The sequence below is a fragment of the Cellulomonas hominis genome, assembly GCF_901521055.1.
In the GTDB taxonomy this organism is placed as follows: Bacteria; Actinomycetota; Actinomycetes; order Actinomycetales; family Cellulomonadaceae; genus Cellulomonas; species Cellulomonas endometrii.
Genome location: NZ_CABEGA010000082.1, coordinates 1 through 11,130, shown reverse-complemented (window position 1 = coordinate 11,130; position 11,130 = coordinate 1). Strand labels below are relative to the sequence as shown.

Below are 11,130 nucleotides of genomic sequence, written 5' to 3'. Positions count from 1 at the left end.
GGCTGGTGGCGTGCCGTCGGGTGGCACGGCGTCGGGCGACACGGCACCGGGGCGCTCCTCGCTCGCCGTGGCCCTCCCGCCCGGCTGGTTCCTGTGGCTGGCGGCGCTCGCGTGGGCGATCGGGGCGGGGGGGCCGGCGGCGTGCGCGCGGCCGCAGGGACGAGACAGGGGGGGGGGGGGCCGGGGGGGGGGGGGGGCCAGGCGCGGGTCACTCGTCGCGCCACAGACCCGCCTCGCGCTCGGTCCACAGCTCCGCGCGCGCCTCGGCCTTGGCGTCCATCCGGTCCTTGTACTGCTCGCGCTTCTCACCACGGGTCGGGCGGCTGCGCTCCTCGATGCGCTGGTCGGTGCCGCGGGGCCCGCCCAGCAGCTCCGAGCCGGTGAGCAGCGTGGGCTCCCAGTCGAAGACGACCGCCGACGGCCCGTCGCCGATGACGACCTCGGCCCCCGACACGGCCCCGGCGGCGAGCAGCTTCTCCTCGACGCCGATCCGCGCGAGCCGGTCGGCCAGGTAGCCCACGGCCTCGTCGTTCGCGAAGTCCGTCTGGCGCACCCAGCGCTCCGGCTTGGTGCCGCGCACCTGGAAGTACTCGTGGTCGCCGTCCTGCCGGCGCGTGACGGTGAAGCCCGCGTCGTCGACGGCGCGGGGCCGCAGCACCACACGGGTCGCCTCGGGCGCCGGCGCGTCCCGCCGCGCCTGCTCCACCATCTCGGCGAGCGCGAACGTCAGCGGGCGCAGGCCCTCGTGGCTGGCCGTCGACACCTCGAACACGCGCAGGCCGCGCGCCTCGAGGTCGGGGCGCACCATCTCCGCGAGCTCGCGCGCCTCCGGCACGTCGATCTTGTTCAGCACGACCATCCGCGGCCGCTCGGTGAGCGGCACCCGGCCGCCCTCGATGCCGAGGTCCCCGGCGTACGCCGCGAGCTCGGCCTCGATGACGTCGAGGTCCGAGACGGGGTCGCGGTCCGGCTCGAGCGTCGCGCAGTCGAGCACGTGCACCAGCACGGCGCAGCGCTCGACGTGCCGCAGGAACTCCAGGCCCAGGCCCTTGCCCTCGCTCGCGCCGGGGATCAGCCCCGGGACGTCCGCGACGGTGTACCGGGCGTCACCGGCCTGCACGACGCCGAGGTTCGGCACCAGCGTGGTGAACGGGTAGTCGGCGATCTTCGGCCGGGCGGCGGACATCGCCGCGACCAGGCTGGACTTGCCGGCGCTCGGGAACCCGACCAGGGCCACGTCCGCGATGGTCTTCAGCTCCAGCACCACGTCCCGGGCGTCGCCGGGCTCGCCGAGCAGGGCGAAGCCCGGGGCCTTGCGGCGCGGGGACGACAGCGCGGCGTTGCCGAGCCCGCCGTGCCCGCCCTGCGCGACGACGAACTGCGCGCCCGCGCCGACCAGGTCCGCGAGGACCTCCCCGTCGACGGACTTCACGACCGTGCCGTCGGGCACCGGCAGGACGAGGTCCTGGCCGGTGGAGCCCTGCCGGTGGTCGCCCATGCCCTGCGTGCCGGACGGCGCGTGCCGGTGCGGCGCGTGGTGGTAGTCGAGCAGCGTGGTCACCTGCGGGTCGACCACGAGGATGACGCTGCCGCCGTTGCCCCCGTTGCCCCCGTCGGGGCCGGCGAGGGGCTTGAACTTCTCGCGGTGGATCGACGCGCAGCCGTGGCCGCCGTCACCGCCGCTGGCGTGGAGGACGACGCGGTCGACGAATGCGGCCATGGGTGGGTGGTTCCTTCCTACGGCGAAGGGGCGCACCGCGTCGTGCGGTGCGCCCCTCCGGCCAACAGCTGGGGGTGGTGCGGCTGGTCAGCCGGCCGCCACGATGTCGATGACCTTGCGGCCACGACGGGTGCCGAACTGCACCGCACCGGCGGTGAGGGCGAACAGGGTGTCGTCGCCGCCACGGCCGACGTTCACACCGGGGTGGAAGTGGGTGCCGCGCTGGCGGACGATGATCTCGCCGGCGTTGACGACCTGGCCGCCGAAACGCTTCACACCCAGGCGCTGGGCGTTGGAGTCCCGACCGTTGCGCGAGGAGCTCGCGCCCTTCTTGTGTGCCATCTCAGGCCTGCTTTCCTGCGGTGCTGTCTACGGGTGGAGGGTCGCGGGGCCGTGCGGCCCGCAGGTCACTTGATCTCGGTGACCTTCAGGCGGGTCAGCCGCGAGCGGTAACCCTGACGGCGGCGGTAGCCCGTCTTGTTCTTGTACCGCAGGATGTCGATCTTCGGGCCCTTCTCGGCCTGGACGACCTCTGCGGTGACCTTGATCTTCGCCAGCGCCGCGGCGTCCGACGTCACGGCCTCGCCGTCGACCAGCAGGAGCGCGGGCAGCTCGACGGTCGCACCGGCCTCGGCCGCGATGCGGTCCACGACGACGACGTCGCCGACGGCGACCTTCTCCTGACGGCCGCCGGCCTTCACGATCGCGTACACCACGTTGATGCTCATCTCTGCTCGTCGAACTTCAGGTTCTGGGGGCGTCCCGCCCTCGGGCCGCACCCCGGCGCGCCACCGCGGTGGCCGCGGAGCTCGGGACGTCGGCGCCTCAGGGGCGTCACGCGCGAACGGTGCTTCCTGACCGGCTCTGCGCAGAAACACACCGCGCCGTCAGAACGCACCGACGTTCAAGGTTACGCGGAGCCGGTACCGACGGTCAAACCGCCTCCTGGTGACCTCGCGCACCCGCGAGCCGCCGGCCGCGGGCCCGCGGGCCCTCCCGCCGAGGTCGTCACCCGTGCACGAGGTCGTCCGTCCTGCGGGACGACCTCGTGCCGGTATGACGACCTCGGGGTCAGGACTCGTCGTCGGCCGGGTCCGGCAGCTCGAACAGGCCCGGGTCGACCGGGCTGAGCTCCAGCTGCGGCGCCGGGGCGTCCGACGCCGGCACGCGGGTCGCGAGGTCGCCCAGGGCGGCCAGCACGTCCAGGACGGGCTCCGGGGCGGAGGCCGCCGCGGGGGCCGTGGCAGCCGCCGGGGTCTCGACCGGCGCGGTCTCGACCGGCGCGTCGGCCGTCTCGGCCACGGGCTCGGCGACCGGGGCCGCCTGGGCCGGGGCCTGCTCGGCCGGGGCCTCCTCCGCCGCGCCCGCCGGGGCCTGCGCCCGCTCGCGCCCGTCCGCCGACGACCCGGCCTGCGCCTCGTCGTCGTGCACGTGGGCGTGCGCCGCGGCCGCCGCGATGGTCGCGAGCGTCGCCTTGACCGCCTCGCGCGCCTCCGGCAGGACCGGGACGGCGGGCGTGCTGCCGGACGCCGACGCGGGCGCCTGCTCCTTCGCGCCGCCGCGCTTGCGGCGGGACTTCTTGGCGTCACCCTCCGGGGCCTGCTGCGGCGCGCCCGCGTCGGACCGGCCGTTGGTCTTCTCGACCGGGTCCGTGTGCACGACGAAGCCGCGCCCGTTGCAGTGCTCGCAGGTCTCGGAGAACGCCTCGACCAGGCCCTGGCCCACGCGCTTGCGGGTCATCTGCACCAGCCCGAGCGAGGTGACCTCGGCCACCTGGTGCTTGGTCCGGTCGCGGCCCAGGCACTCCACCAGCCGGCGCAGCACGAGGTCGCGGTTCGACTCGAGCACCATGTCGATGAAGTCGATGACGATGATCCCGCCGATGTCCCGGAGCCGGAGCTGGCGGACGATCTCCTCCGCCGCCTCCAGGTTGTTCCGGGTGACGGTCTCCTCGAGCGTGCCGCCCGCACCGGTGAACTTGCCGGTGTTGACGTCCACGACCGTCATGGCCTCGGTGCGGTCGATCACCAGCGAGCCGCCGGACGGCAGCCAGACCTTGCGGTCCATGCCCTTGGCGAGCTGCTCGTCCACCCGGTGCGCGGCGAACACGTCGCCCTGGCCGGTGTACTTCGACACCTTCTCGGCCAGGTCGGGCGCGAGCTCGCCGATGTACCCGGAGATGGTCGACCACGCCTCCTCGCCCTGGACGACCAGGGACGAGAAGTCGTCGTTGAAGATGTCGCGCACGACGCGGATCGCCATGTCCGGCTCGCCCTGGAGCAGGGCCGGGGCGGACGCGGTCTTGGCCTTCTTCTCGATGGCCTCCCACTGCGACTGCAGGCGGGCGATGTCGGCGCGCAGCTCGTCCTCGCTGGCCCCCTCGGCCGCGGTCCGCACGATGACGCCCGCGGAGTCCGGGACGACCTCGCGCAGGATCTTCTTCAGGCGGGTGCGCTCGTTCTCGGGCAGCTTGCGGCTGATGCCCGTCATGCCGCCGCCGGGGACGTAGACCAGGTAGCGGCCCGCGAGCGTGATCTGCGACGTGAGGCGGGCACCCTTGTGCCCGATCGGGTCCTTCGTGACCTGCACGAGCACCGAGTCGCCGGACTTGAGCGCCTGCTCGATGCGGCGCGGCTGGCCCTCCAGGCCCGCTGCGTCCCAGTTGACCTCGCCCGCGTAGAGCACGGCGTTGCGGCCCTTGCCGACGTCGACGAACGCGGCCTCCATGCTGGGCAGCACGTTCTGCACGCGGCCCAGGTAGACGTTGCCGGCCATCGACACCTGCGCCTGGCGGGAGACGTAGTGCTCGACGAGCACCCCGTCCTCGAGCACGGCGATCTGGGTGCGGCCGTTCGACTCGCGGACGATCATCGACCGCTCGACCGCCTCGCGGCGGGCCAGGAACTCGGCCTCGGTGATGATCTGGCGGCGACGACCGGCGTCGCGGCCCTCGCGGCGACGCTGGCGCTTCGCCTCCAGGCGCGTGGACCCGCGCAGCGCCGTGACCTCGTCGCTCCCGCGCGAGCCGGAGCGGCTGCGCGACGGCGCGGGCTCGGCCTCGGCGGCGTCGCCCCCGCGGCCCGACCGGCGGCGACGGCGACGGCGACGGCTGCTGCCGCCGGACTCCTCGCCGTCGGCCTGCTCGTCCGCCTCGTCCTCGGCGTCGTCGGCCGGCTCGTCGGACTCGTCGCGGACCGGCTCGTCGCCCGACGGCTCGTCCTGCTCGCCCTCGTCGTCCGTGGCGTCGGCGTCCGCCTCGGCACCGCCGCGCGACCGGCGACCACGACCACCGCGGCGGCGGCGGCGGCGCGGCGCACCCTCGTCGTCGTTCTCGGTCTCGTCGCGCTCGGCGGCGGCCTGCTCGGCGTCTTCGTCGACCTGCCCGGCCGCCTCGAGGACGGCGTCGGAGGTCTCCAGCTCGGCGGCCTCTACCTCGGTGGGCTCGAGCTGCTCCTCGACCCGCCCGCGACCGCGACCACGGCCACGACGGCGGGACGGCGCGGCGGCCTGCTCGGCGGGCGCCTCGGCGGCGGCTGCCGCCTGCTCCTCGGCGGCAGCGGCGGCCTCGACCTCGGCCTGCGCGGCCGCGGAGATGGCCTCCGGGGAGCCGGACGGTGCCTGGGCGCGGCGACGGCGCCGCGGGGCCTCGGGGGCCTGGAACAGCAGCGCCGTGGTGGCCAGGCGCGCCGTGGCCGGACGCTCCTGCTCCGGCTGCTGCGCCTGCACCGGGGCCGACTGCTGCTGCGCGCGGCCCGAGCGCCGGGCGCGGGCGGGCTTCTCCGGTGCGGCCTCCGGCTGCGCCGAGGGGGCGGCGGGGGCGGCGGGCTCGGCGGCGGTGCCGCGGCCCAGCTCGGCCAGCACGTCGAGGCGGCTGGCGGGCGCGGCGGCCGACGTCTGCTCGGCCTGCTCGACCGCCTCGGCGACCTCCTCGTCCTCCGGCTCCTCGATGACGGGCTCGGCCAGCGCCGGGGGCTGCGCCGCGACGGTCGGCTGGGCGGCGACGGGCTGCGCGGCGGCGACCTCGCCCCCGGCGCCGGCGGGACGCGTCGCGCGGCGGGACCGGCGCGGGCGGGTGCCGGCCGGCTCGGGCGCGGCCGGCGCGGCGGCGGGAGCCTCGACGACCGGAGCCGCCACGGGCTGCTCGGCGGGCGTGGTCGGCTCGGTGGCCGGCTCGGCGAACAGCGTCGCGGGCTGCTCGGCGGCCGGGGCCTCGACGAGCGGTGCGCCCGGGGCGGCGGCGGTGCGGGTCGAGCGGCGGCGCTTCGGCGCGGCGGGCGCCGCCTCGGCGGGCGCGGCCTCGGCCGGGGCGGCGGCGGTGGCGTCCGCTGCCTCGGCGGCGGCCTCGGCGGCCTTCTCGGCCGCGGTCTTGCGGGTGGCGCGGCGGCGGACCGGCTTGGCGGGCGCCTCGTCCGCGGCGGGAGCCGGGGTCTCGGCGGGAGCCGCGTCCACGGCGGGCGCCGGGGTCCCGGCGTCGGTCGGAGCGGGCTCCCCCGCTGCCTTGGCGGCGCGGGTCGCGCGGGTGCGGGGGGCGCGCTTGGGGCGGGCGGCGGCGGTCGCCTCCCCCTGCTCCGCTGCGGTGGGGGTGCTGTCCGAGGTGCTGTCGAGCGTCACGCGGGTGCTCCTGCATGCCCGGGTACGCCGGCCACACTCGCGGCGCCCTCGGGCGGTCGGTCGTCGCTCGCTCTCGCGGCGACGGAAGTCGTCGGTGTCGGTCGCCGCACGGGCGGTCGGCGCCATCGCCCTGCCTGGCGCGAAGACCCCTGGCGGGGTTCCTCCGCGGCCGGCGGCGCCTGGCGCGCACGATGCGCTGGTGCGGCGAGCACGGTGGCCGCCCGGGGTGTGTGGATCCCGGGAGACCGGAGTCAGTATCGCACAGCGATCCGGAGACAGTGCGGTAGGTCACGCTCGTGAACCGGGTCACAATGAGACGACAGCGTGTCAGATCGCGGGACCTTTGTCCTAGGCTTGTGAATCGGGGCGCAATACCGTCGTCGGACGGCCCCGACCTGGGCCGTTCGGCCCCCCAACTCGCCTCAGCACCTGGACGGACACCTCCGTGGAAGCCCTCGACCTGGCCCGCTGGCAGTTCGGTGTCACCACCGTCTACCACTTCATCTTCGTGCCGCTGACGATCGGCCTGGCGCCGCTCGTCGCGCTCATGCAGACCATCTGGGTCCGCACCGGCAACGAGACCTGGCTCCGCCTCACCAAGTTCTTCGGCAAGCTCATGCTGATCAACTTCGCGATCGGCGTCGCCACCGGCATCGTGCAGGAGTTCCAGTTCGGCATGAACTGGTCCGAGTACTCGCGGTTCGTCGGCGACGTGTTCGGCGCGCCGCTCGCGATGGAGGCGCTCGCCGCGTTCTTCGTCGAGTCGACGTTCCTCGGGCTGTGGATCTTCGGCTGGGACAAGCTGCCCAAGAAGATCCACCTGGCCTGCATCTGGGCCGTCGCCATCGCGACCAACCTGTCCGCCTACTTCATCCTCGCGGCGAACTCCTGGATGCAGCACCCCGTCGGGACGGTCTTCAACACGGAGACCGGCCGCGCGGAGATGACCGACATCGGCGCCGTGCTGACCAACAGCACGCTGCTCGCCGCCTTCCCGCACACCATCACGGCGGCGTTCCTCACGGCGGGCACGTTCGTCGCCGGCATCGCCGCCTGGTGGATGGTGCGGCTGGTCCGGCAGGGCCACGCCGAGAAGGCCCGCACCGTCTACCGGCCGGCCGTGCTGCTCGGCGTGTTCACCATGCTGATCTCGGGGGTCGGGCTCGGCATCACGGGCCACGCGCAGGGCCAGCTCATGTTCGAGCAGCAGCCGACCAAGATGGCCGCCGCGGAGGCGCTCTGCGAGACCGAGGACGGCGCGTCGTTCTCGATCCTGGCCATCGGCGACCTGACGAACAACTGCGACGGCGTCGCGCACCTCATCAGCATCCCGGGCCTGACGTCGTTCCTCGCGAACAACGACTTCACGTCGACCGTCGAGGGCGTCAACGACCTGCAGGAGCGGTACGAGGAGCAGTACGGCGAGGGTGTCAACTACATCCCGGACCTCACCGTCACGTACTGGGCGTTCCGCCTGATGATCGGGCTCGCCGCCGGGTCGGTGGCGCTCGCCCTCGCGGCCCTGTGGTTCACGCGCAAGGGCCGGGTGTCCGACAACAAGTGGCTCGCCCGGATCGGCATCTGGGCCATCCCGACCCCGTTCCTGGCGTCCGCGTTCGGCTGGATCTTCACGGAGATGGGCCGCCAGCCGTGGGTCGTCGCCCCGAACCCGACGGGCGTCGACGCCGTCCGCCTGCTGACCGAGCGCGGCGTGTCCGAGGTGGTCAGCGCGACCACGGTGGTCATCTCGATGGTCGCGTTCACCCTCGTGTACGGCGTGCTGGCGGTGTTCTGGTTCCGCCTGATGAAGCGGTACGCCGTCGAGGGCGTCGCGGACACCGAGAAGGACCCCAGCCCGGACAACCCCGCCAACCGGCCCGACCCGGACGACCCGAGCGCCGCCGAGCGCCCGCTGTCGTTCGCCTACTGAGAGGAGGCGGCCATGGACCTCCCCGTCGTCTGGTTCCTGCTCATCGCGGTCCTGTGGACCGGCTACCTCGTGCTCGAGGGCTTCGACTTCGGCGTCGGCATGCTGCTGCCGTTCCTCGGCCGCAAGGACCGGGACCGCCGCGTCATGATCAACACCATCGGCCCCGTCTGGGACGGCAACGAGGTGTGGCTCATCACCGCCGGCGGCGCGACCTTCGCGGCGTTCCCCGAGTGGTACGCGACCCTGTTCTCCGGGTTCTACCTGCCGCTGCTGCTGATCCTCGTGGGCCTGATCTTCCGGATCGTGTCCTTCGAGTGGCGCGGCAAGATCAACACCGACACGTGGCGGGCCTGGGCCGACCGCGGCATCATGCTCGGCTCGTACATCCCCGGCATCCTCTGGGGCGTCGCCTTCGCCAACCTGGTGCGGGGCGTCGAGCTGGACGCGGACCACCAGTACGTCGGCGGCTTCTTCGCGCTGCTCAACCCGTTCGCCCTGCTCGGCGGCGTCGTCACGATGCTGCTGTTCGTCACGCACGGCGCGATCTTCCTGGCCCTGAAGACGTCCGGTGAGATGCGGGACCGCTCCGGTGCGCTCGCCGCGCGCCTGGCCCCCGTCACGCTGGTCGTCGCCGGCCTGTGGGCCGTGTGGGCGCAGCTGGCCTACTCGGTGACGTGGACGTGGGCCGCGGTGGCGGTCGCCGCCGGCGCGCTGGTCGCCGTCGTCGTCACGACCCGCGCCCGGCGCGAGGGCTGGGCGTTCGTCTGGTCGGCCGTGACGATCGTCGCGGCGGTCGTGCTGATCTTCGGGTCGATGTACCCCGACGTGATGCCGGCGTTCGACCCGGCGAACTCGCTCACCATCCGCAACGCCTCGTCGACGGACTACACGCTGACGATCATGACCTGGGTGGCCGTGGTCCTGACCCCGGTCGTGCTGCTCTACCAGGGCTGGACGTACTGGGTGTTCCGCAAGCGGATCTCCGCCGAGCACATCCCGGAGCACACGGGCCTGACCTTCGCCGGCTCGACGGCGCGGGCCGGTGCGAGCACCGGGCACGGCGGCACCTCCCCCGACGGCTCGACCCGGGCCTGAGGGACCCGCGACCGCGTGAAGCCGCTCGACCCGCGCCTGCTGAGGTACGCCCGCGCCGCCCGGGGGTACCTGGCCCTGACCGTGTCCCTCGGGATCGTCACGGCCGCGCTGGTGATCGCCCAGGCGCTGCTCCTGGCCCGGGTGCTCGCCGCCGCCGCGCACGACGGCGTCCCGCTGGCCGACCTGCTCCCCGAGGTCGGCTGGCTGGCCGCCGTCGTCGCGGCGCGGGCGGTGGCGACCGGCGTGCAGGAGCGGTTCGCGCACCGGGCCGCCACGCGCGCCGTCGCCGAGCTGCGCGAGCAGGTGGTCGCCCGCGCCGCGGAGCTCGGGCCGCGCTGGCTCGCCGAGGGCGAGGGGGCGCGCGTCGTCACCCTGGCCACGCGCGGGCTCGAGGCCCTGGAGCCGTACTTCGTGCGGTACCTGCCGCAGCTCGTGCTGTCGGCGACGGTGACGCCCGCGACGCTCGTCGTCATCCTGGGGCTGGACTGGGTGTCGGCGGCGATCGCGGCGGGCACCCTGCCGCTCATCCCGGTGTTCATGGTGCTGATCGGCCAGCTCACCCAGGGCCGCTCGGACCGGAGCCTGCGCGTCATGCAGCGGCTCGGGTCCCAGGTGCTCGACCTCGTGGCCGGGCTGGGGACCCTGCGGGCGTTCGGCCGTGAGCGCGGTCCGGCCGCCCGGGTGCAGGCGCTCGGCGACGCCCACCGCCGCGCCACCATGGGCACGCTGCGGATCGCCTTCCTGTCCGGGATGGTGCTGGAGCTGCTGACCACGCTCTCCGTCGCGCTGATCGCCGTCGGCATCGGCCTGCGCCTGGTCTACGGGGAGCTCGACCTGGTGACCGGCCTCGCGGTGCTGGTGCTGGCCCCCGAGGTGTACCTGCCCCTGCGGCAGGTCGGCGCCCAGTTCCACGCGTCCACCGACGGGGTCGCCGCGGCGGACCAGGTGTTCGCGGTGCTGGAGACCCCGGTCCCGGCGTCCGGCACCCTCACCGCCCCCGACCTGCGCACCGCGACGGTCCGGCTCCGCGGCGTCACGGTCCGCGCGCCGGGCCGGGACGTGCTCGCGCCCGCCGGCCTCGACCTGACGCTCACCCCTGGCAGCACCGTCGCGGTCACCGGCAGAAGCGGCGCCGGGAAGTCGACCACCGTCGACGTGCTGCTCGGGCTCGTCCGGCCGGACGCCGGCACGGTCGAGGTCGTCGACGCCGACGGCCGCGCCACCGCCCTGGCCGACCTGGACCCGCACACGTACTGGCCGCAGGTCGCCTGGCTCCCCCAGCGGCCCGTGCTCGACCCGGCCAGCATCGGCCGGCTGGTGTCGGGCGCCGACGACGACGCGCTCGGCCCCGCCGACCGCGCGCGCCGGGACCGTGCCGCGGCGCTCACCGGCCTGGACGTCGTGGTCGCGGCCCTGCCCGACGGCTGGCGCACCGACCTCGGCCGGGGCGGTGCCGGCCTCAGCGTCGGCCAGCGGCAGCGGGTCGCGCTCACCCGGGCGCTGCTGTCCGACGCACCGCTCGTGGTGCTCGACGAGCCCACCGCGCACCTCGACGCCGCCGGGGAACGCGTCGTGCTCGCGACGGTCCGTGCGCTGCGCGACGCCGGGCGGACCGTGGTGCTGGTCGCCCACCGGCCGTCGCTCGTCGCGCTCGCCGACGCGGTCGTCGAGGTCCGGGCCGCCGCGGCGGAGCCCGCCGGCCGGGCCGGCCCCACGGCGCTCGCCGAGACGGAGGCCGCCCGGTGACCGGCACCCGCACCCCGCTCGCCCCGGC

7 protein-coding genes are annotated in these 11,130 nt (G+C 74.9%); 3 read left to right on the top strand and 4 right to left on the bottom strand.

Annotated features, from left to right (window positions below):
* Positions 1-208 precede the first annotated feature (208 nt).
* The 4 genes from obgE to KJP73_RS17670 all read right to left on the bottom strand — a co-directional run bounded on the left by obgE (position 209) and on the right by KJP73_RS17670 (position 6,331).
* The gene (gene obgE, locus KJP73_RS17685) at positions 209-1,720 is read right to left on the bottom strand and encodes a GTPase ObgE (RefSeq protein ID WP_213284197.1); all 1,512 of its coding nucleotides are present in this window, start codon (positions 1,718-1,720) and stop codon (positions 209-211) included.
* Between the two features lie 87 nt (positions 1,721-1,807).
* The gene (rpmA, locus tag KJP73_RS17680; RefSeq protein WP_213284196.1) at positions 1,808-2,062 is read right to left on the bottom strand and encodes a 50S ribosomal protein L27; all 255 of its coding nucleotides are present in this window, start codon (positions 2,060-2,062) and stop codon (positions 1,808-1,810) included.
* Positions 2,063-2,127: 65 nt separating this feature from the next.
* Positions 2,128-2,436 carry a 50S ribosomal protein L21 gene (gene rplU / locus KJP73_RS17675; protein ID WP_213284198.1) on the bottom strand — a complete coding sequence of 103 codons (309 nt, stop codon included), beginning with the start codon at positions 2,434-2,436 and terminating at the stop codon, positions 2,128-2,130.
* Between the two features lie 355 nt (positions 2,437-2,791).
* Positions 2,792-6,331 carry an Rne/Rng family ribonuclease gene (locus KJP73_RS17670; RefSeq protein ID WP_249669513.1) on the bottom strand — a complete coding sequence of 1,180 codons (3,540 nt, stop codon included), beginning with the start codon at positions 6,329-6,331 and terminating at the stop codon, positions 2,792-2,794.
* A 445-nt stretch (positions 6,332-6,776) separates the two neighbouring features.
* Between KJP73_RS17670 and KJP73_RS17665 the strand changes: the two genes are divergently transcribed.
* Genes KJP73_RS17665 through cydD form a run of 3 tightly spaced genes read left to right on the top strand, consistent with a single transcriptional unit; the run spans position 6,777 to position 11,102 of the window.
* Positions 6,777-8,261, top strand: coding sequence for a cytochrome ubiquinol oxidase subunit I (locus KJP73_RS17665; protein WP_213284194.1), 1,485 nt, complete (start codon positions 6,777-6,779; stop codon positions 8,259-8,261).
* Between the two features lie 12 nt (positions 8,262-8,273).
* Positions 8,274-9,356 (top strand): cytochrome d ubiquinol oxidase subunit II, encoded by a 1,083-nt coding sequence (cydB, locus tag KJP73_RS17660; protein WP_213284193.1) that lies wholly within the window; start codon positions 8,274-8,276, stop codon positions 9,354-9,356.
* 15 nt (positions 9,357-9,371) lie between these two features.
* Positions 9,372-11,102 carry a thiol reductant ABC exporter subunit CydD gene (gene cydD / locus KJP73_RS17655; RefSeq protein ID WP_213284192.1) on the top strand — a complete coding sequence of 577 codons (1,731 nt, stop codon included), beginning with the start codon at positions 9,372-9,374 and terminating at the stop codon, positions 11,100-11,102.
* Positions 11,103-11,130 lie beyond the last annotated feature (28 nt).